Annotated in this window: 20 protein-coding genes; 11 read left to right on the top strand and 9 right to left on the bottom strand. The window is 59.2% G+C overall.

Annotated elements, in window-relative coordinates; translation table 11 throughout:
* Positions 1–139 precede the first annotated feature (139 nt).
* Together HF675_RS09320 and HF675_RS09315 are read right to left on the bottom strand one after the other, a co-directional pair.
* Complete coding sequence (locus HF675_RS09320) at positions 140–532, bottom strand: DUF4440 domain-containing protein (protein WP_160031446.1); 393 nt, start codon at positions 530–532, stop codon at positions 140–142.
* Positions 532–1911 (bottom strand): MFS transporter, encoded by a 1380-nt coding sequence (locus tag HF675_RS09315; RefSeq protein ID WP_187044473.1) that lies wholly within the window; start codon positions 1909–1911, stop codon positions 532–534. The genes HF675_RS09320 and HF675_RS09315 overlap by 1 nt, the downstream gene beginning before the upstream one ends.
* 125 nt (positions 1912–2036) lie before the next feature.
* Between HF675_RS09315 and HF675_RS09310 the strand changes: the two genes are divergently transcribed.
* The 4 genes from HF675_RS09310 to HF675_RS09295 all read left to right on the top strand — a co-directional run bounded on the left by HF675_RS09310 (position 2037) and on the right by HF675_RS09295 (position 5187).
* Positions 2037–2951 (top strand): LysR family transcriptional regulator, encoded by a 915-nt coding sequence (locus HF675_RS09310; RefSeq protein WP_187044472.1) that lies wholly within the window; start codon positions 2037–2039, stop codon positions 2949–2951.
* Between the two features lie 126 nt (positions 2952–3077).
* A complete protein-coding gene (locus HF675_RS09305; RefSeq protein WP_105231649.1) occupies positions 3078–3521 on the top strand; it encodes a universal stress protein in 444 nt (147 codons plus the stop codon).
* Positions 3518–3946: a universal stress protein gene (locus tag HF675_RS09300; protein WP_105231650.1), complete on the top strand. Its 429-nt coding sequence runs from the start codon at positions 3518–3520 to the stop codon at positions 3944–3946. The genes HF675_RS09305 and HF675_RS09300 overlap by 4 nt, the downstream gene beginning before the upstream one ends.
* 110 nt (positions 3947–4056) lie before the next feature.
* Positions 4057–5187, top strand: coding sequence for an MFS transporter (locus HF675_RS09295; RefSeq protein WP_160030649.1), 1131 nt, complete (start codon positions 4057–4059; stop codon positions 5185–5187).
* Here HF675_RS09295 and HF675_RS09290 read toward each other — a convergent pair.
* From HF675_RS09290 to HF675_RS09270, 5 genes are all read right to left on the bottom strand, one after another.
* Positions 5179–5934, bottom strand: coding sequence for a DUF4105 domain-containing protein (locus tag HF675_RS09290; RefSeq protein WP_187044471.1), 756 nt, complete (start codon positions 5932–5934; stop codon positions 5179–5181). The genes HF675_RS09295 and HF675_RS09290 overlap by 9 nt on opposite strands.
* The gene (locus HF675_RS09285; RefSeq protein WP_111736848.1) at positions 5934–7217 is read right to left on the bottom strand and encodes an MFS transporter; all 1284 of its coding nucleotides are present in this window, start codon (positions 7215–7217) and stop codon (positions 5934–5936) included. Before HF675_RS09285 ends, HF675_RS09290 begins: the two co-directional genes overlap by 1 nt.
* A gap of 2 nt (positions 7218–7219) precedes the next feature.
* Positions 7220–8491: an MASE1 domain-containing protein gene (locus tag HF675_RS09280; protein WP_187044470.1), complete on the bottom strand. Its 1272-nt coding sequence runs from the start codon at positions 8489–8491 to the stop codon at positions 7220–7222.
* Positions 8492–8704: 213 nt separating this feature from the next.
* On the bottom strand, positions 8705–9067 hold the full coding sequence (locus HF675_RS09275) for a DUF596 domain-containing protein (protein WP_187044469.1): 363 nt from the start codon (positions 9065–9067) through the stop codon (positions 8705–8707).
* Positions 9068–9075: 8 nt separating this feature from the next.
* Complete coding sequence (locus HF675_RS09270) at positions 9076–9627, bottom strand: hypothetical protein (protein ID WP_255427346.1); 552 nt, start codon at positions 9625–9627, stop codon at positions 9076–9078.
* 354 nt (positions 9628–9981) lie between these two features.
* Between HF675_RS09270 and fdhD the strand changes: the two genes are divergently transcribed.
* Both fdhD and HF675_RS09260 read left to right on the top strand, forming a co-directional pair.
* Positions 9982–10770 (top strand): formate dehydrogenase accessory sulfurtransferase FdhD, encoded by a 789-nt coding sequence (gene fdhD / locus HF675_RS09265; RefSeq protein ID WP_238404473.1) that lies wholly within the window; start codon positions 9982–9984, stop codon positions 10768–10770.
* 225 nt (positions 10771–10995) lie between these two features.
* Entirely contained in the window at positions 10996–11913 is a 918-nt protein-coding gene (locus HF675_RS09260; protein WP_105231656.1) for a bestrophin family protein, read from the top strand.
* A 68-nt stretch (positions 11914–11981) separates the two neighbouring features.
* Here HF675_RS09260 and HF675_RS09255 read toward each other — a convergent pair whose 3' ends face one another.
* Complete coding sequence (locus tag HF675_RS09255; RefSeq protein WP_187044468.1) at positions 11982–14297, bottom strand: FdhF/YdeP family oxidoreductase; 2316 nt, start codon at positions 14295–14297, stop codon at positions 11982–11984.
* A 308-nt stretch (positions 14298–14605) separates the two neighbouring features.
* Between HF675_RS09255 and HF675_RS09250 the strand changes: the two genes are divergently transcribed.
* Complete coding sequence (locus tag HF675_RS09250) at positions 14606–15571, top strand: Dyp-type peroxidase (RefSeq protein WP_111736843.1); 966 nt, start codon at positions 14606–14608, stop codon at positions 15569–15571.
* Between the two features lie 35 nt (positions 15572–15606).
* Here the strand turns inward: HF675_RS09250 and HF675_RS09245 are convergent, their stop codons facing one another.
* Entirely contained in the window at positions 15607–16440 is an 834-nt protein-coding gene (locus HF675_RS09245; RefSeq protein ID WP_105231659.1) for an IclR family transcriptional regulator C-terminal domain-containing protein, read from the bottom strand.
* Between the two features lie 241 nt (positions 16441–16681).
* Between HF675_RS09245 and HF675_RS09240 the strand changes: the two genes are divergently transcribed.
* From HF675_RS09240 to pcaD, 4 genes are read left to right on the top strand one after another with little or no spacing between them, the layout of a single operon-like run.
* Entirely contained in the window at positions 16682–17368 is a 687-nt protein-coding gene (locus HF675_RS09240) for a 3-oxoacid CoA-transferase subunit A (protein WP_187044467.1), read from the top strand.
* Positions 17369–17377: 9 nt separating this feature from the next.
* Complete coding sequence (locus HF675_RS09235; RefSeq protein WP_111736841.1) at positions 17378–18058, top strand: 3-oxoacid CoA-transferase subunit B; 681 nt, start codon at positions 17378–17380, stop codon at positions 18056–18058.
* Complete coding sequence (pcaF, locus tag HF675_RS09230) at positions 18036–19238, top strand: 3-oxoadipyl-CoA thiolase (protein ID WP_105231662.1); 1203 nt, start codon at positions 18036–18038, stop codon at positions 19236–19238. Before HF675_RS09235 ends, pcaF begins: the two co-directional genes overlap by 23 nt.
* A complete protein-coding gene (pcaD, locus tag HF675_RS09225; protein ID WP_187044466.1) occupies positions 19238–19996 on the top strand; it encodes a 3-oxoadipate enol-lactonase in 759 nt (252 codons plus the stop codon). The genes pcaF and pcaD overlap by 1 nt, the downstream gene beginning before the upstream one ends.

Here is a 19996-nt window from a genome sequence, read left to right as displayed (position 1 = left end):
TAACAATAAACGAGAGTTACCTCGCAAAATGTACGCCAGCTACCGGCGTCCGGTGTTCACTTTTCTTGACGCTTTCGGCTACGCCGCCCGCTCCATACCCGCCGTGGCTCAAACCATCGGCGTTACGCGGGCAGCGCGCTTACAGGGGAAGCATGGTTTCATGCAGATGGCGCCATACCACCCGATTATCCGCCCCCAATTCAAACACCACGGTCGAAAAGCGCAGCGTCGCCTCCTGGCCCGGCAGTTGCTGCCGCTCCTGATAGGTCACGGTCGCCCCGGCGGCGCTCTCTGCAATCAGCTGCATGTTGTCAATTTCAATCTCCAGCCCCGGCCGCGCGCCGCACTGGGCGCGGAAAAATGTAGTCAGCGAGGGGAAATCAAGCAGTGCGCCGCCCGGCGTCACCATCGAATAATCCAGGCTGAAACGCGCCAATAAATCGTCACACATGGCCACCGGACTGTCGCCATCGCCAAGCCAGCGGCGAATCAGCGTATGGGCATCTAAAACTTCCTGAAAATAACGGTTCATCATTTCTCCTGATTAAGCATAAGAATAACGCTGCGATTGGCGATCCGCAGGCAGAGCAGAACGGGGATGACGGTGCTGACCGCCGCCAGGACAAAACATAGGTGGTAAGCCCGCGCTGCCGGCATACCGGTCATATTGAGTAATACGTTAAGCAATAAGCTGATTAGCGTGACGCCGAAACAGAAGCTGAGCTGGCGGTTAATGTTCCACAGCGCGCTGGCATCCGCCAGTTCAGTATCGTCTACCTGTATAAACGCCGAACTCTGCGCGGTGCTGCTGCACAGACTGCCGCCAAACCCCATCAACGCGTAGGCGGAGGCCGCCAGCACCACGTCATCGCCGCTGCCAATCAGCGACAGTAAGCCGATACCGCTCCCCTGCACCAGACAGCCGATGATAAACAGCGGGCGCGGCCCAAGCTGATTAAACGTTTTGCCCGTAAGGGAGATAGCGGCAAGCGCGGCGATCGCCCACGGGAGCATCATCACCCCCACCAGCGTGGCGTGCATACCCAGCTGATTTTGCAGATACAGCATCGCAACCAGGCTGACGCCGGTAAAAATGCCGGGAATCAGCTGATAAATCAGCATCGCGGTTCGCAGCATCGGCTCCTGCATCAGGCGCAGGTTAAGCAGCGGCTGCGTTTTGCGTAATGAAGCGCGCACATAACCGCCCATCAGCGCCAGACCGGCAAGCAGTAGCATCGCCCCCACGCCCAGACGGCCAGACTCCCCCATGTTGGTCAGCCCTAACAGGATCAGGCTCAGCGCCAGGCAACCCGAGATAAGGCCGCTGAAGTCCAGCCGTTCGGCCGCGCCGGCCTCGGCGTCGGGCTTCAGCCAGCAGGCGGCGAGAATTAATGCGGCGAACGCCAGGGGCAGGCTGGCCAAAAATACCCAGCGCCAGCTAACGTTGTCGACCAGCGCCCCGCCGATAGCCGGAGAGAGCGCCGGCGCCATCAGCGCCACCAGCATCACGACGGCAGAGAGCCTGGCCCGCTCATGGCTGCGGTACAGGGCGTAGGTCATGGTCTGGCCGACCGGGATCAGCAGCCCCCCGCCCAGCCCCTGCAGCACGCGCCAGGCTATCAGCTGTCCAATATTGCCGGCGGCGGCTACGCCGCAGGTGCCGATAATGAACCCCCCCAGCGAGAGCATCAACAGGCGCTTTGATCCCATCCGTTTTGCCAGCCAGCTGCTCAGGGGAATAACCAGCGTCAGTCCCAGAATATAGCCGTTGCTCACCCACGCCAGCTGACTGACCGGCGCATCAAGCTGCCGACCGATATCCGGATAGGCAACGTTGGCGATAAACATGTTGACCAGATCGATAAAAAATCCCAGCAGATAGACGCTGGCGACACGCACCCGGTAATTCATAGGTTTTCCATAAAAAACAGCACAGTGCGCGTAGTATAAAATCATAAAAAAAAAGATAAATCGGCGCCTGGCGGTTACACTGTCAAAATTATTTTGACAATTATTCACCCACGCGAGGAAAACCCATGTTGAATATGCAGCGCCTGGAGATATTTGTGGCGGTGGTGGAAGCCGGCAGCTTTACCGGCGCGGCGCAGACGCTGGGGCTGACCAAGGCGGTGGTGAGTTTTAATATCAAGCAGCTGGAGGAAAGGCTGGGCGTCTCCCTGCTCACCCGCAGCACCCGGAAAGTTGCCGTCACGGATGCCGGCGAGCGTTTTTATCTGCGCTGTCTGCAGCTGCTGCAGGATGCAGAAAAAATTCTGGACGATGTGCGCAGCGACCATCGCGGCCTGCACGGCATACTGCGCATCACCACCACGCCGGAATATGGCGCCAACGTCGTGGTGCCCGCGCTCTCGGCGTTTGCCGCTCTGCATCCGCAGCTGCGCATTCAACACGTCTCCTCGTCAAAAAACGACGATCTGATCGCCGGGCGTTTTGACGTGGCGATACGCCTTGGCCAGCTGGCGGACTCGACGCACCATGCAAAACTGTTGGAGTGGTTTGATATTTTCCCTGTAGCCTCAACGGATTACTTGACGACGCATCATGACGGGACAATCGCGGACCTGCAGCAATTGCAAAACGCGCGCTGGATCGCCCATAGCCGTCTGGCCACGCCGCTGAGTTGGCAGGTGGTGACGCCGGCCGGCGACAGCGTGCTGTTCCGGGCCAGCACCCCTGCCACAATCATGGCAGACAGCGCGGCGGCACTGCTGGCGTTTGCCCGCAGCGGCGCGGGCGTAGCGTTACTGCCCGCCTGGCTGGTGCGGGAAGATATCGCCAGCGGCGCCTTAACCCGGCTGCTGCCCGACCACCGTTTTCCCAGACAGGGCATCTACGCTCTCTATCCCAATACCCGCCATGTCTCCGAGAAGGTGCGGGCGTTTATCGATTTTCTGCAACGCCGTATTGACGCTCCCGATGCCCCCCTTTAGCGCTGCGTTTGCAACGGTCGCCGGGCCGCAGGTAATTTCTGTACTAAACTAATTACATACCCCGCCAACAGCGGATGGATGCGTGGGACCGCTCTCTGCATTGGGTCAGAACCCCAAGGAGGCGCCATGAGCTACCAACATATCGTGATTGCCGTCGACCTTAACGGCGACAACCGGCAACTGTTAGCAAGAGGTGCGGCGCTGGCCGACGCCTGTGATGCCAAGCTGTCATTAATTCACGTCGATATTCACCACGCGCCCTACTACTCGGCGTTGGGCCTGCAGACCTACCACTACAGCGGCGAGGTGCCCGCCGAAGTCACCGCCAGCAAGCAGCTAGCCGCCATTGCCCAGCAATCGTCTTATCCGATACCGGATTCGATCGTCGTGTCGGGCGAACTGCTGCCGGAACTGAGAAAAGAAATCGACGCGCGCGGTATCGATCTGATTATTTTCGGCCACCATCACGACGTGTGGAGCAACCTGTTCTCCACTACGCGGCAGGCGATTAATCATCTCGACGTCGATGTCCTCGTTGTACCGTTAGTGACCAATCAGGAGGCCTTATGAGCAGCTACCAGCATATCGCCGTCGCCACCTCACTGCTGGATGAGGAACGCCTGCTTATCGACAAAGGCATCGCCCTCGCCTCGGCGCTCGGGGCGAAGCTGTCGCTGATTTATGTCGATGAGCATCACGCCTCTTACTATTCGGAACTGGGCCGCCCGGTGGCGAACTTCTCCGAAACCCAGTTTGAGGAGAAGATCAGAACGGAGATGCAGCCGCTGCTGCAGGCCGCCTCCTATCCGATCGCGGAAGTTATTATCAGACGCGGCGAGCTGGCTTATGAGCTGAAATACGCCGCCGCAGAAAAAGGCATCGATCTGTTTATCTTCGGCCACCATCAGGATCTCTGGGGCAACCTGTTCTCTTCCGCCAGAAACGCCATTAATACCCTGCATACGGATATTCTGGTGGTTCCCATCAGGAAATAACCGCGCGCCGCGCCGGTGCATCGCCGGCGCGCCTTTCTCCGCACTTGCTATACTTTTCACACCTCACACCGTCACCCCTGGCCGCTCTCTGCAGAAAGGATCGATCGTCCATGCAACAGGCGCACCGTAACATTCTGTCCGTCATTTTTTCCGTGTCGGTCTTCAGCCTGACCTACGGGCTCAGCGCACCGCTTATCGCGCTGCAGCTGGCGGATAACGCCTATGGCGAGACCACTATCGGGCTTAACGCCGCCATGCACGCCCTTGGGGTATTCGCCGTCGCCCCGTTCCTGCCGCGGCTGTTCCGCCGCTTCAGCCCGCTGGCGCTGATGTGCGCCTCGCTCAGCGCCATCGCGCTGCTGTTTCTGCTGTTTCCCTGGCTGCCGCTGCCGGCATGGTTTGTGTTGCGCTTCGGGCTGGGCATATTTACCGAAATCATTATGGTGCTGACCGAAACCTGGCTGAATGACGCCACCGTCGAGCAGGCCAGAGGGAAAACCATGGCGCTGTATACCGCCGGGATGTCGCTGGGGTTCGCTTCCGGTCCGCTGATCCTGACGATGATGGGCAGCGACAGCGCCGGGCCGTTTGTGGTTGGCGCGCTGATCGCCCTGGCCGCCGTGCCATTGATCGCCAGAGCCGGTATGGTGCGGCAGCCAGGCGAAGAGCTGACGCCGATCGGGCTGCGGCAGAGCCTGCAGCTGGCCCTGCTGGCGATCGTCGCCACCGCGCTCAACGCCGCGATTGAAGTGGCGGGAATGAATTTTCTGTCACTGTACGCCATCAGCCTGGGGTGGAGTGAATCACGGGCGACGCTGCTGATCTCGGTGCTGATGTTTGGCGCCATCGTACTGCAGCTGCCGCTGGGCTGGCTGGCGGACAAAGTGGATCGCCGCCGCCTGATGACGCTGCTGGCGGCAATTTCAGCCCTCGGCGCGCTGGTGTGGCCACTGCTGCTGACCACGCCGCTGCTGGCCTACTGCCTGCTGTTTGTCTGGGGCGGGGTCTTTGTCGGCATCTATACCGTCGCCATCACCTGGGTAGGTTCACGGTTTCGCGGCGCGCAGTTGGCGGGCATCTATGCCGCCATGTCGGTCGCCTGGGGCGCCGGCGCCCTGCTCGGCCCGCTGCTGGGAGGCGCAGCGATGGAAGCCGCTACCCATGGTTTGCCGTATATGACCGCGCTGCTGTGCGCGCTGTTTACCGTGCTGTCGCTCAGCCGCCGGACGGCATCACGTTGAGCGCCCGCGGCGGATCGCCCGGGAAAACTCGCCGTCAATCAGCGCGCCGGGCGGACGCTGCAACCGGCTGCGACGCCTTAGATCGGCAAACGGCAGCCGGCTGTCCAGCAGCCCCATGCGGTAACAGTAACGGTCGGCAAAGCCGCTGAGCAGCAGCCGCCAGTCATACTTGACCGCCGGCGATACCACCCGGCCGTGACGCAGAATATTGGTGGTGCAGTTATTGCACAGTGTGTGATACCACTCCGGCTGTGCATTCACCTGCTCAATACGCAGCAGGTAATCACGCAGCAGCAGCCGACGTTGCTCGGCCGTCAGCGTTAATCCATACAGCCAGACCCGTTCGTGGCGCACATCGCTGCGCACGCCGATCAGATCGCGCTCGTCGGCCACGACATAGATCACCGGGTAGTTGCGCCAAAATCCCCCCATGGCCGACCACGGCTGATCCTCCCTGCGACGGGTCTCAATCGAGATCGCCAGCCACTCCCCGTTACTAAAGCCAAAACTGAGAAATACGTGGGCAATGGCGTTGCCGCCCCAGTAAGAAAGCACCAGATCGGTGGCGTTCAGTTCACTCAGGCGAAAGCTGCGATCGTCCCACGCCGGCAGCGGTTCAGCAACGCTGCGGTAGCGAAAATTGCGTACGTTGCGAATCTGAAAGCGGTCATTATCCAGCCAGACCACGCCGGCCAGCCGGGCGTATTCCGCCAGCCAGGGCGCACCGTTTTCTACCGGGCGAAGCATCAGGAAGCGTCATCCTGACGCCGCCGGCGTCGCCATGACAGGCGCGCCGGATGCACAATGGCATGCAGCGCCCGGGCATAGTCCAGCGCCAGGCCGGGCGTCCAGGCCATGGTGGTGGCGCGCTTGCGCAACTGGGCGGCAATCCACAGTTCGGGAATAAAAAACAGGCGTAAAAACGTCAGCCAGCCGCCGCGGGCAAAAACGCCGTCCAACGCCGCCTCCAGCCCGTAGGCCACGCTGCTGGAACAGTTACGCCAGGTCAGGTTGTACACCTCCGCCTGGCGATAGCTGGCCCAGTAGCGCCGTAGCCCTTCGGGATTAAAGTCGTGGAAGACAATCTTGCGGTCGGACTCACACCACGCCGCCGACTCGCTGGCGTAGCTCTGCTGGTACTGCCCGGCGACGTTGTTCTCCTGAATTGCCTTCAGGGTGTTGAAAAATTCCGACGGCGAGCGGTCGATATCCACCGCCGGATAGAGGCTGATATACAGTTCCGGCGGCATTTCCAACGCCGCATGGCCGGTAGAAATCACGCCGTTGGCGTCAACCGCAGCGATATAGCGGTTAAACACCGGCCGGCGGATCGGTTTACTGGCTGCCGAGCCTTCCGGCGTCCAGATATGCACCACCAGCGAGCCGTCATAGGGCAACGGATCTGATTCCTGCGGCGGCGCTGCCGTTTCCGGCAGCAGCCCGCCCGGTGCCAGCAAATTAAACACCGCCGCGCCGTCGCGCAGGCGGAATGCACGCCAGGCCAGCCGCAGGCACTGCAGGCCGCCGGCCATCATAATCGCGCCAAGAAACTGCGAAACGGTGCCATGATGGTGCGTCGGGTACGGGAAGAAAAGAAACAGCGCGAACAGCAGTTGCGCAACGCCGGCGGCAAACGCCCGCCGCCAGCCGTGATAGCGCACCACCCAGGCCGAGGCCATCACAAACAGCCCGGTAATAAAGAAGGCAAAACCAAAAATGACCGCCAGTAACAGATTACTGCTGTTACGCCCGGATAAAATCAGCAGCGCAACAAAACAAAAAATGCCGCCTTTAAAATAGAGCACCGCCTTTTGCGCACCGACGCCGCCAGGGGCCAGCATCAGCGTCGCCAGGCTCTCAATCAGCAGCAGAATGCCAAAGATATGCAGAGGGAAATAGCGAATGCCCTGCAAACCGTCAATAAATATGGAGACGCCCAACCCGCCCCACAACAGCCCGATTACCGCCAGCAGCGGGGCATTCCTTCTTACGAAATCAGCACCGGATAGCAACAAGGCAAGCTGTAACATATTTACGCCCCCTGCGGTGAGTGAATAAAGACTTTGCTGTGCGGCTCTTCGCTCCAGTAGCCGACAATCACCACGCCAGCAGGCCCGCGCAGGCCGAGCAAACGGTTTTCGCTGACCGCAATCCGGTTTGACGGCGGCAGCGCCAGATGGAAGCGGAAGGTTTCACTGTTGCCCCCCTGCTGCAACACCTGCTGCCAACGCTGCTGCATGGCGCTGCTGTCCTCTGCCGACAGCAGCGCAAACAATTGTTCGACATTGCTTATCGCGGCCAGTTGTTGGCTCAGCGGGGTATGGATGTTTTCATCCCACGTCAGCCGCCCGCTCTGCGGCTCCAGATGGTAGGCCGCCTTCCCCTGTCCGGGGCCGGCCATGCGTTCCTCCGCCTCTGACGCGCTTACCGCCGCACGCTTTTGCACATAGACAAAACTCAGCAGCAGCGCCGTGGCGGACAGGTAACACTGCGCCAGCAGCAACGATTCACCGTCGCGCAGCCCGGGGATAAAAAATGGGCCATAGCGCTGCCAGGAGTAATAAATCACGATGATGCTAAAACACAGGAAGGAAAATGCACCGAACCGGTTGCCGCTCATCACCGGAATCGCAATCATCAGCATCACCGGCAGGCAGGCCAGGGCAAACTGTAGCGCCGTTCCGTGCGCTCCGCCGATCGGCTGATGAAAAACGTACCAGGCACTCAGGCATAGCAGCAACCACAGCACACCGCCGGACAGCAGTTGACGAACGCTTAATGGCCCGGAACGCCAGCGCAGCCCCATCAGGATGGTGGTCAGCAAAATGGTGCCGACCACATTGGACGCCCACCACGTCCAAGCGGCCTGCACAAAATCAACCTCGTGCCTTAACGCCAGCCAGCCACCGCCCAGCAGACCGGAGAGCACGCTGGTGCCCAACGTCGCCAGCAGCCAGACGCCCACGCTGCGCAGTTGATCTTGCGGTGAGGAAAAATGCCTGACGCACCACGCCACCGCCAGGCTGTTACTCAGGGAGATCGCGGATAGAATCAGGGAGGTTTCCAGCGTATGCCGCAACGTGGCATCCAGCAGCACCCGGGTAAGGAACAGCACCAGAAACAGCATCGGCCAATAACCCCGGCCGAAGATCAGAAATGCGCTGACCGCTACCCCGGCAGGGAACCAGACGGCGGCGACCCGGCTGACGGGCGCATCCATATACAAAGAGATATAGCCGGTAAGAAAATAGAGCGCGCACCAGAACAGTAAAGCCAGCAACGAGCGCCCGGACAGGTAAGACACGTCGTGCCTCCAAAAGCAAAATCAGCGTGACTTAAGAATAGTGCAGCATGGGGCAAATGGTAGGAAGGCACCCCGTTCGTAAAGCCGTAATCCGGTATACAGGCGAATACATTCCTGTAACGAGAGCACGTTTTTGTCTGATGGCTGGGTGATATCAGGCAACATGAACGGTAGCAGCAAAAAACGGCTCCGCAGAGCCGTTCTCATTAGCATTTAGGTCCAGTCCTCATCACCATTTTCATGGAGCCAAACAATACCACCAGGACAATCATCTTCATAAAACCAAACATCTTCATGCTTGGCTTTCCACTCATCTTCTGTTTTAGGAAAGGCCGACTTATATTGAGCTATTAGCTCCTCAGCACTCCCGTTCAAAAACTCCCCACACTTACCTAATTTAATCTTATTATCTTGCATTAGTCGAAGAACAATCTCAAAAAACAGTAATTTCTTTTCTTCATACGTCAAGTTTTCCCTATTAAAATTTTCGGGTATCATTGCCGACCATACCGTACCAATTGATGCTCCCTCCAACTCCGAGCTAAACAGTCTATATTCTTCATCGCTATATAACATAATCGCCCTCAACGGAATTTAATTCCCATTCTTTTCTTCACTTTTCCCTGCAATGCTTTTAATTGTTCATTACCAATTATATCAACAGTCCAGCGGGCCTTAGTTTCTTCTTTACTGCTAGATACACTTCTTAACGTTACTTTTTCTCCTGTCCTCTCGTTTAGCACTGCAGTCCAAATCATCCCGTTTTTCACCTCCAGCAATGGATTACTACCAGCCAGTGATTGCACATAATCGAAGATCTCCTGTTTTGACAAACCTTCTGTAGCAAACACTTTTGTATTACCTTGTTTATTACTCCCGCCTTCTCCTAAAATCTGCTCAAACTGTTTCCCAAACATATTTAATTTACTCTCTGCCTGTTTGGGATCAAACACCTTCACCAACTGGTCGGTATTTGTTTTCTGGATATCGCGCAGATAATCAACGGTTTTCGTCGACAGACCGCCCCCAGCCGTCGACTCTCCTTTGATAAACTCAGCAACAGGTTGGGTGTTAAATGCCTTATTTTTAAAGGACTCATCGGTGACTTTCACCACCTGCTGCGCCAGCTTCTTCACGCTATCCTGGGTTTTCCCTACGATCAACGTGCTGCCGGCAGTAACAGCGCCTGTACCTATAATAGCATCCGGCGCAACAATATCCGCCGCATAGATCCCCGCCTGATTAAGACACAAAGTAAGAAGCGATGATGACAGCGTACTGCTTGATGATTTTATTCAGATTATAAAAAATAAAACTGCTGATGCCGGATAATAACAATCCGCCAATATTTTCGGGAATCCCCACCGTCATCCGTGTATAATAAAACCTCGACCGTTTAGTCGCGTCGTTATCTGAATCACAGCCGGCAAGAAGATATGATGAATAAACATTTAATAACAAATGCGCCTGAAAATAACACCGATACGTGCATGGTTAAACGCCCGGTCTGGCAGCGCGATAATCTGCAACAGGCGGAAGAAGACTGGCTGGCGGAAGAGGTGCCGGTCGCGCTGGTGTATAACGGCATTTCCCACGTGGTGATGATGGCAACGCCAAAGGATCTGCCGGCCTTTGCCATCGGTTTTTCCCTGTCGGAAGGCATTATCACCTCAGCCGACGAGATCTATGATATTCAGCAGTACCCTGCCTGCAACGGTATAGAAGTGCATATCGAACTCTCCAGCCGGCGCTTTATGCAGCTGAAAGAGCGCCGCCGCAGCATGACCGGGCGCACAGGCTGCGGCGTTTGCGGCGTGGAGCAGTTGCAGGAAGTCACCCGCCCCATCGCCCCGCTGCCGTTCAGCCAACGTTTTGATTTAACACAGCTTGATGCCGGGCTGGCGCAGCTGAAAAGCTATCAGACCGTCGGGCAGCTGACCGGCTGCACCCACGCCGCCGCCTGGCTGCAGCCGGACGGTAACCTGAGCGGCGGCTATGAAGACGTCGGCCGTCACGTGGCGCTGGATAAGCTGCTGGGATACCGCAGCCAGCAGGGCTGGCAGGCCGGCGCGGTGCTGGTTTCCAGCCGCGCCAGCTATGAAATGGTGCAAAAAACCGCGATGTGCGGCATTGAAATTCTGTTCGCCGTCTCCGCCGCCACCAGCCTGGCGGTTGAGGTGGCCGAGCGCTGCAATCTAACCCTGGTCGGCTTCAGCAAGCCGGGGCGCGCCACCGTCTATACGCATCCGCAGCGTCTGTGGCGCTCCGGCAGCGCATAGGCTCGCTGTTTCCGGCCCCCGACAGGGCCGGTTTTATTTTGTTTCGGAGAAAAACATGACCTCTGGCGTAATAAATTAATCAGGAAGCTTTCCGTCATCCGGATGGATAATAAAAATCCGTTGTTGATTAAATAGCTTATTCTCAATGACGCCACCATCCGTTAAAATACAACCTATTATTCATCCCATAAAATATTTCAGTAAAAATCAGGAAATATTGACCTTATGATCATTCGTCCAAACCAGCACTGGTTTTTGCGCCTGTTTGACTGGCGCGGCTCGGTGCTGTCAAAAATAACTTTTCGTCTGGGCTTAAATGTCCTGATGTCGATTATCGCCATTGTCTTTTATCAATGGTATGAGCAATTCGGCATTCATTTAACCGTTGCCCCTTTCAGTTTGCTTGGGATCGCCATCGCCATTTTTCTCGGCTTCCGCAACAACGCCGGCTACAGCCGCTTCGTCGAGGCGCGCATGCTGTGGGGCACGCTGCTGATCGCCGAACGCACCCTGCTGCGCCAGTTGCAAAACCTGCTGCCGGAAGAGAAAGCGCTGCATCGCCATATCGCCCGGTATCTGATCGCCTTCGCCTGGAGCCTGAAGCACCAGCTGCGCCACACCGATGCGACCGCCGATTTGTACCGCATTCTGCCGAAGCCGGCGTTTGCAGAAGTGAACGCCAGCCCGATGCCGACCAACCGTATCCTGCTGCTGCTCGGCCATGAAATCGGCCGGCTGCGTCAGGCCGGCCGGCTCAGCGACATCACCTACAGGATGCTGGATAATAAACTCGACGAACTCGCCCACGTACTCGGCGGCTGCGAACGCATCGCCAATACGCCGGTGCCGTTTGCCTATACCCTGATCCTGCAGCGTACCGTGTACCTGTTTTGCTCCCTGCTGCCCTTCGCGCTGGTGGCCGACCTGCACTACATGACGCCGTTCGTCTCGGTATTTATTTCCTACACCTTCCTGTCCTGGGACTCGCTGGCCGAAGAGCTGGAGGACCCGTTCGGCACCACCGCCAACGATCTGCCGCTCAGCGCCATCTGTAACGGTATTGAACGCAGCCTGATGGAAATGAACGATCAGCAGCCGCTGCCGGCGCTGCATAAGCCGGATCGCCACTTCAACCTGACCTGAGCCGCCAACGATAAAAAAGCCTGTCGAAACAGGCTTTTTTATCATCCGCCGACGGCGCGGAAAACAGGTTATGCAATCCGCTGAGTTGATCTGCTCATGGTGCGGGTAATTTTTACCGGAACGGATTTTGAGGTAGGCGTACCGGTACCGTCGCCGATGCTGTTCATCGGCACCAGCGGGTTGGTTTCCGGGTAATAGGCGGCCAGGTTGCCACGGGGAATGGCGTAGCTCACCAGTTTGAAGCCGCTGACCGCTCGCTGCACGCCGTCGTTCCAGATGGTTTCAATATCCACCAGATCGCCGGCCTGATAGCCGGCCGCGGCGATATCCTCCGGGTTCATAAACAGCACTTCGCGCTGGCCGTAAACGCCGCGGTAACGGTCATCCAGGCCGTAAATGGTGGTGTTGTACTGGTCATGGGAGCGTAACGTCTGCAGTACGAACGGCACGTCCTGCTGCGTCGCCAACTGCGGGAACAGCGTGGCCGGCAGCGGCGCATAGCTGAACTGCGCCTTGCCAGACGTCGTCGGGAAGCGCAGCTCGGCGGCCGCATTGCCCAGGTAAAAGCCCCCCGGCTGCTCGCACTTGTGGTTAAAGTCGCTAAAGCCCGGAATGGTGGCGGCAATATGGTCGCGGATCTTGTTGTAATCTCCGGCCAGTTCCAGCCAGTTGATGGTCGGCGTATTGCCGAACGCCGCGTTGGCGATGCCGGCGACGATCGCCGTTTCAGAGCGCTGGCTGTCAGACAGCGGTTTACCAATACCTTCGGAGGCGTGCACCATGCTGAAGGAGTCTTCCACCGTGATGAACTGTTTGCCACCGGCCTGAACATCCTGCTCGGTGCGCCCCAGCGCCGGCAGAATCAGCGCGTCTTTTTTGCCGGTCACCAGGTGGCTGCGGTTAAGTTTAGTGCTGATATGCACGGTCAAATCGCAGTTGCGCAGCGCCTCTTCCGTACGGCGGCTATCGGGAGCCGCCGCGGCCAGGTTGCCGCCCAGCGCGATCAATACCTTAACCTCGCCGCGCAGCATGGCGCTCAGCGCATCCACCGTATTGTGGCCGTGGGCGCGTGGCGGCTCGAAGCCAAAGTGCGCGCCCAGGCTGTCCAGAAAGGCGGCCGGCGGCTGCTCATCGATGCCCATGGTGCGGTTGCCCTGCACGTTGCTGTGGCCGCGCACCGGGCACAGACCGGCGCCCGGTTTGCCCAGTTGGCCGAACAGCAGCTGCATGTTGACGATCTCACGCACCGTCGCCAGCGAATGTTTATGTTGGGTAATGCCCATCGCCCAGGTGCAAATCACCCGTTCTGCGTGCTGATAAATCTCTGCCGCCTCGCGGATTTGCGCCTCGCTCAGGCCGGACTGCCGCTCAATAAACGCCCAACTGGTGGTCACCACTTCCTGCAGATAGCGCTCCACGCCCTCGGTATGGTCGGCGATAAACTGCGTGTCGAACAGACCGGGTTCCCCGGCGGCGATGCGCGCGTGGTGGGTTTCCGCCAGCGCTTTCACCATGCCGCGCACCACCGCCATATCGCCACCCAGGTTCGGCTGGTAATAGCGGTGGCTGATTTCGCCGGCCATCGGCGTCACCACTTCCAACGGTTTTTGCGGGTCGGCAAAGCGTTCCAGCCCGCGCTCGCGCAGCGTATTGAAGGTGACGATGCGCGCGCCGTGTTCTGCGGCATGGCGCAGGCTGTGCAGCATGCGCGGGTGGTTGGTACCGGGGTTTTGGCCGAAGACAAAGATGCCGTCCGCCTGGTCGAAATCCTCCAGGCGGATGGTGCCCTTGCCAACGCCCAGGCTTTGCCGCATGCCGAAGCCGCTGGCTTCGTGGCACATGTTGGAACAGTCGGGGAAATTATTGGTGCCCAGCACCCGGCCGAACAGTTGATACAGCCACGAGGCTTCATTGCTGGCGCGTCCGGAGGTGTACAGCTCCAGCTGGTTCGGATTCTCCATCCCCTTGATGTGTTTGCCAATCAGGGCAAAAGCGTCATCCCAGCTGATGGGTTCATAATGATCGGTGGCGACGTTATAGCGCATCGGCTCAGTCACCCGGCCCTGATACTCCAGAAAATAATCGCTTTCCAGATAAAGGCGGCTGACGCGGTGCGCGGCGAAAAATTCGCGATCGACGTGACGCCGCGTCGCTTCCCAGGTCACCGCTTTGGCGCCGTTCTCACAAAAGCTGAAGGTGCTTTTATTATCGTCACCCCAGGCGCAGCCCGGGCAGTCAAACCCTTTGGATTTATTCATCCGCATCAGGTTGACCATGTTCTTCAGTGCTTGTTTACTGTCAAAAACAAACCGCGTGGTGGCCTCCAATGAGCCCCAACCGCCCGCGGCCGCTTTATACGGCTTTATTTTTGATTTGAATTTCATAATTGTCTCGATGTCTTTTTAATAAATAACCGGCCGCTGGCTAATCAATTTTTTATTTGTGTCCGGCTATTTTCTGCGATGTAAAATCATTTTACCTCTGTATAACATACCGTCAAATTGGTTAACTTTATGGCGCAATAGATACGGTCTATCACACACAATATTGACCTATCTCACTGTATTTAAAGGAAACAATCTGAAGCTCATGATGTGGGGAAATATCCAATCGATATCGTGACGATTTTGGCGCTCGCTACTTTTTACTTCTAAAATATCAGTGGCATTCTCACTTTTACGGCAAAGGACTCATGAACAACCATAATTATGATTCACAAGCAGTTTTTAGCCCGATAACGCGCAGCGCCATTTTTATTGTCGCCACCCTTAACCCCGCCCCTGAACACTACGATACGGTACGCGACTGGTGCGCCGACATCGCTGCGCTGGTGCGTTCGGTCGGGAAAAGAGCGCCGGCCGGAAAATTATCCTGCGTCTGCGGCTTCGGCTCCGGCGCCTGGAATACGCTGTTCGGCCAGCCGCGCCCCGCGCAACTGCACCCGTTCCGCGAAATAGGCGCCGGCGGACGCGTCGCCGTCGCCACGCCGGGGGATATTCTGCTGCATATTCGCGCCGATGATATGGATCTCTGTTTTGAACTGGCGACCCAGTTGCTGGACAAACTGGGCGACGCCGTCAGCGTGGTTGATGAAGTGCACGGCTTCCGCTATTTCGATCAACGCGCGATGATCGGCTTCGTCGACGGTACGGAAAACCCGGAAGGCCGAGAAGCCGTTGATTTTACGGTGATTGGCGAAGAAGACGCCGAGTTTAGCGGCGGCAGTTACGCGCTGGTGCAAAAGTATCTGCACGATATGACGGGCTGGAACGCCCTGAGCGTGGAGCAGCAGGAAGGTATTATCGGCCGCCATAAACAGTCCAATATTGAACTGGACGACGATGTGAAACCCTCCTCCTCCCACAGTTCCCTCACCACCCTTGAAGATGAACACGGCAACGAGGTGAAAATCCTGCGTGACAACATGCCGTTCGGCCGCCCGGGCATGCGTGAATTCGGCACCTATTTTATCGGCTATGCGCGCTCGCCGGAACCGATTGAACAGATGCTGGAAAACATGTTTATCGGCCGGCCGGAGGGCAATTACGACCGGCTGCTCGACTTCAGCCACGCGGTGACCGGCAGCCTGTTCTTTATTCCGTCGGCGACGCTGTTGGAGCAGTTATCAACGCGCACGCTCCCCGTCAACCTGCACTGATTCCGGTAACGGCGTACGCCATAAAAAGTTAACCTCTACAGCAGCAGCGCCAGCTCCATCGCCGTGCGCTGCAGCAGCGGCAACACGCGCTCACGCAGCTCCTGCGCCGACACCTGCGAGGCATTGACGCCGACGTTCATCGCCGCCACCACGCCGCCTTTGCGCGAATGCATTGGCACCGCGATGGAACGCAGGCCAATCTCCAACTGCTGGTCGTTAATCGCATAGCCCTGGCGCCGCACCCGGGCCAGCTGTTCGCGCAGCTGCGCCTCGCTGACGACGGTATGCGCCGTCAGCGGCTCCAGCGTCACCCGCGACAAATACGCCTCCAGCTGCGCTTCATCCAGCGCGCTGAGCAGCACCAGCCCCATCGACGTGGCATAGGCCGGCAGGCGGCTGCCGCGCCCGAGATCGATAGTCATAATGCGCTTTACCGAGGCGCGGGCGATATACAGGATATTGTCGCCGTCCAGCGTCGCCACCGAACAGGACTGATTAAGCTGCTTGCTCAGGTAATCCAGTGAATTCTGCGCCGCCTTCGCCAGTTCCGAAGAGGACAGATAGGCGTGCCCCAGGGTCAACACCCGCGGCAGCAGCCGGTAGTGGCGGCCGTCGGGGCAGTGCACAAACCCCAGCGCCTTCAGCGTGTACAGGCAGCGCCGCACCGCCGCGCGCGGAATGCCGGTAATCTGGCTGATTTCCGACACCGACATCTGCGAATACTGCGGCTTGAAAGCCTGCAGCACTTCCAGCCCGCGCGCCAGCGACGCCATAAAGTTGGGGTCGCCCTTATATTTATCATTGCTCAGCTCGCCGATCTCCTGCAGCCGCTGCAGTTCGCCGTCGCCTAATTCCGGCATATCGCTCATTCCGCCTCTCCTTTTCGTTAATAATCATGCAAATAGCGTCTTACGTCAGCGTATGCAACCACCTGCTACAGCAAATGGGTGAATTAGTTAGCTGCATCACAAAATTAACATCAAAATAACAAACCGTCCGATAATCGCACAAAGATCTGATATTCGCACTTGCTGGTGATTTTTTCCTCCCCTAAGTTGAATTCAAGCCAGGCCATATGGCGTTAAAGAATCAGCCTACCAAGGAGAAGAAATGATTAATAAAAGCGTGCAGTCCACCGACGCCGCCGTTGCCGATATTCCCGACGGCGCCAGCGTGATGGTGGGCGGCTTCGGTCCGGCAGGCCAGCCTTATGCCCTGCTGGACGCCCTGATCCGCCGACGCCCGCGCAACCTGACGGTAATCAGCAACAACGCCGGCAACGGCGATTTCGGGCTGGCGGCGCTGCTGAAAGCCGGCTGCGTACGCAAAATCATCTGCTCATTCCCGCGCCAGTCCGACTCCTGGGTGTTTGACGACCTCTACCGGCGCGGGGAGCTGGAGCTGGAGCTGATCCCGCAGGGCAACCTGGCGGCGCGCATTCAGGCAGGCGGCGCCGGCCTCGGCGGTATCTATACCCCGACCGGCTACGGCACCCAGTTGGCGGCAGATAAAGAGGTGCGCGAAATCGACGGCCGGCACTATGTGTTCGAACTGCCGCTGAAGGCCGATTTTGCCCTGATCCGGGCCGAGCGCGCCGACCGCTGGGGCAATCTGGTCTATAACCAGACCAGCCGCAACTTCGGCCCGATCATGGCGATGGCCGCCGGCTGCACCATTGCCGAGGTCAATCATCTGGTGCCCCTGGGTGAGCTGGATGCCGAAGCGGTGATCACGCCGGGGATTTTCGTGCGGCGCGTGGTCAGCGCACCGTCCACCCCACAACGGCTTTCGGCCTGAGGAACCATCATGTCAAAACTGACGCATCAACAGCTGGCCGAACGTATCGCGCGTGATATTCCGGAAGGGGCCTACGTCAATCTGGGCATCGGCATGCCGACCCAGATCGCCAACTATCTGCCCGCCGATAAAGAGATCTTTTTACACAGTGAAAACGGCATCCTCGGCATGGGGCCGGCGCCGGCGGCCGGAGAAGAAGACCCCGAACTGATTAACGCCGGCAAGCAGCCGGTGACGCTGCTGCCGGGCGGCTGTTTTTTCCACCACGGCGACTCCTTCGCCATGATGCGCGGCGGCCATCTGGATATCTGCGTGCTGGGGGCCTATCAGGTGTCGGAACGGGGCGATCTGGCCAACTGGAGCACCGGCGCGCCGGGGGCAATCCCGGCGGTCGGCGGCGCGATGGATTTGGCGATCGGCGCGCGTCAGGTGTATGTGATGACCGAACACCTGACCAAAAAAGGCGAGTGCAAAATCGTCAGAGAGTGCAGCTATCCGCTGACCGGCGTCGGCTGCATTACCCGCATCTACAGCGACCTGGCGGTGATCGACGTCACCGACCACGGGCTGGTGGTGCGCGAGATTTTTGCCGGCCTGACGCCACGCCAACTCCAGGAGGTCACCCCGGTTGAGCTGACTTTTGCCCTGCAACACGGAGAACAACACGATGACTCACGCTTATCTGTGTGACGCGGTGCGCACCCCGTTCGGCAAGCTGAACGGCACCCTGGCCGGGATCCGCGCCGACGATCTGGCGGCGCTGCCGCTGCAGGCGCTGCAGCAACGCCACCCGCAGCTGGACTGGAGCGCGCTGGACGATGTGCTGCTCGGCTGCGCCAATCAGGCCGGCGAGGACAACCGCAACGTGGCGCGCATGGCGCTGCTGCTGGCCGGGTTGCCGGTTTCCGTACCCGGCTGCACCGTCAACCGTCTGTGCGGCTCCAGCCTGGATGCGACGGCGATGGCGGCGCGCGTGATTAAAAGCGGTGAAGGCGACCTGCTGATCGCCGGCGGCGTCGAGAGCATGTCGCGTGCGCCGTTCGTTATGGGCAAAGCGGAAAGCGCCTTCAGCCGCGCCATGCGGCTGGAAGACACCACCATGGGCTGGCGCTTTATCAACCCGCAGATGAAAGCGCTGTACGGCGTCGACTCCATGCCGCAAACCGCCGAAAACGTGGCGGAGCAGTTCCGCATCAGCCGGCAGGATCAGGACGCCTTCGCCCTGCGCAGCCAGCAGCGCGCCGCCGCCGCGCAGGAAAGCGGCTTCTTCGCCAGCCAGTTGATCGCGGTAACCATTCCGCAGAAAAAAGGCGAGGCGCTGAGCTTCAGCCGCGATGAACACCCGCGCGCCACCAGCCGTGCGGCGCTGGAAAAACTCAAGCCGGTGGTGCATCCGCAAGGCAGCGTCACCGCCGGTAACGCCTCCGGGCTGAACGACGGCGCCTGCGCACTGCTGCTGGCCAGCGAACGCGGTATGCGCCGGCACGGCCTGCAGCCGCTGGCGCGCATCGTCGCCAGCGCGGTCACCGGCATCGAGCCGTCGATTATGGGTTTCGGCCCGGCGCAGGCGGTGCGTAAAGTGCTGGCAAGCGCCGGCCTGCGCCTCGAACAGATGGACGTGATTGAGCTGAATGAGGCCTTCGCCGCGCAGGCACTGGCGGTGACCCGCGCCCTGTCGCTGCCGGACGATGCGCCGCAGGTTAACCCACACGGCGGCGCCATCGCTCTCGGCCACCCGCTGGGCGCCTCCGGCGGCCGGCTGGTGATGAATGCCGCCTATCAGCTGCAGCAAAGCGGCGGACGCTACGGATTGTGCACCATGTGCATCGGCGTCGGTCAGGGCATCGCCATGATTATCGAGAGGGTGTGATGGAGATTGAATACCGCCTTGACGGCCCGGCCGGCGCACCGCTGCTGGTGCTGTCCAATTCGCTGGGTACTACATTGGATCTGTGGCAGCCGCAGATGGCGCTCTTTACCGCCCATTTCCGCGTGCTGCGCTATAACCAGCGCGGCCACGGCGGAACGCCGCTGCCCGCCGCCCCGCTGACGCTGGAGATCCTTGGCCGCGACGTCGTCGCCCTGCTCGACAGGCTGGACGTTGAACGCGCCCATTTCTGCGGCATTTCGATGGGCGGGCTGACCGGCCTGTGGCTCAACCGCTATCAGCCGCAGCGCCTGCAGCGGCTGGTGGTGGCCAACAGCGCCGCGCGCATCGGCAGCGCCGAAGGCTGGCATCAGCGCGCGCAGACGGTGCGCCGTGACGGCCTGGCGGAGATTGCCGCCGCATCGCCGGCGCGCTGGTTCAGCGAGGAATTCCAACGCCGCGAACCGCAGCAGGTGGCGGCGCTGGCCTCGCAGTTGGCGCAGGGCAACGCCGCCGGTTATGCCGCCTGCTGCGACGCGCTGGCGCAGGCGGATCTGCGGGCCGAAGTCCGCCACATGCCGCAGCCGATGCTGGCGATCGCCGGAGAGCTGGATCCGGTCACCACGCCGGACGACGCACGCTTCCTGTTGGCGAACGCGCCGCAGGCGGAACTGGCGACCCTGCCCGCCTCGCACATCAGCAATATTGCGTGTCCGGCGCTGTTCGCCCACCGCGTACTCGACTTTCTGACAGAGGTATAA

The sequence above is a fragment of the Serratia sp. JUb9 genome (assembly GCF_014298095.1).
Lineage (GTDB): Bacteria > Pseudomonadota > Gammaproteobacteria > Enterobacterales > Enterobacteriaceae > Serratia_B > Serratia_B rhizosphaerae.
The sequence above is the reverse complement of the archived record's forward strand: the minus strand, read 5'-3'. Positions and strand labels throughout refer to the sequence as shown.

What these genes read in the sequence shown, in the direction of transcription:
- HF675_RS09320 (WP_160031446.1), bottom strand. Translation starts at nt 532, where the DNA reads ATGAACCGTTATTTTCAGGAAGTTTTAGATGCCCATACGCTGATTCGC.
- HF675_RS09315 (WP_187044473.1), bottom strand. Translation starts at nt 1,911, where the DNA reads ATGAATTACCGGGTGCGTGTCGCCAGCGTCTATCTGCTGGGATTTTTT.
- HF675_RS09310 (WP_187044472.1), top strand. Translation starts at nt 2,037, where the DNA reads ATGTTGAATATGCAGCGCCTGGAGATATTTGTGGCGGTGGTGGAAGCC.
- HF675_RS09305 (WP_105231649.1), top strand. Translation starts at nt 3,078, where the DNA reads ATGAGCTACCAACATATCGTGATTGCCGTCGACCTTAACGGCGACAAC.
- HF675_RS09300 (WP_105231650.1), top strand. Translation starts at nt 3,518, where the DNA reads ATGAGCAGCTACCAGCATATCGCCGTCGCCACCTCACTGCTGGATGAG.
- HF675_RS09295 (WP_160030649.1), top strand. Translation starts at nt 4,057, where the DNA reads ATGCAACAGGCGCACCGTAACATTCTGTCCGTCATTTTTTCCGTGTCG.
- HF675_RS09290 (WP_187044471.1), bottom strand. Translation starts at nt 5,934, where the DNA reads ATGCTTCGCCCGGTAGAAAACGGTGCGCCCTGGCTGGCGGAATACGCC.
- HF675_RS09285 (WP_111736848.1), bottom strand. Translation starts at nt 7,217, where the DNA reads ATGTTACAGCTTGCCTTGTTGCTATCCGGTGCTGATTTCGTAAGAAGG.
- HF675_RS09275 (WP_187044469.1), bottom strand. Translation starts at nt 9,067, where the DNA reads ATGTTATATAGCGATGAAGAATATAGACTGTTTAGCTCGGAGTTGGAG.
- fdhD (WP_238404473.1), top strand. Translation starts at nt 9,982, where the DNA reads ATGGTTAAACGCCCGGTCTGGCAGCGCGATAATCTGCAACAGGCGGAA.
- HF675_RS09260 (WP_105231656.1), top strand. Translation starts at nt 10,996, where the DNA reads ATGATCATTCGTCCAAACCAGCACTGGTTTTTGCGCCTGTTTGACTGG.
- HF675_RS09255 (WP_187044468.1), bottom strand. Translation starts at nt 14,297, where the DNA reads ATGAAATTCAAATCAAAAATAAAGCCGTATAAAGCGGCCGCGGGCGGT.
- HF675_RS09250 (WP_111736843.1), top strand. Translation starts at nt 14,606, where the DNA reads ATGAACAACCATAATTATGATTCACAAGCAGTTTTTAGCCCGATAACG.
- HF675_RS09245 (WP_105231659.1), bottom strand. Translation starts at nt 16,440, where the DNA reads ATGAGCGATATGCCGGAATTAGGCGACGGCGAACTGCAGCGGCTGCAG.
- HF675_RS09240 (WP_187044467.1), top strand. Translation starts at nt 16,682, where the DNA reads ATGATTAATAAAAGCGTGCAGTCCACCGACGCCGCCGTTGCCGATATT.
- HF675_RS09235 (WP_111736841.1), top strand. Translation starts at nt 17,378, where the DNA reads ATGTCAAAACTGACGCATCAACAGCTGGCCGAACGTATCGCGCGTGAT.
- pcaF (WP_105231662.1), top strand. Translation starts at nt 18,036, where the DNA reads ATGACTCACGCTTATCTGTGTGACGCGGTGCGCACCCCGTTCGGCAAG.
- pcaD (WP_187044466.1), top strand. Translation starts at nt 19,238, where the DNA reads ATGGAGATTGAATACCGCCTTGACGGCCCGGCCGGCGCACCGCTGCTG.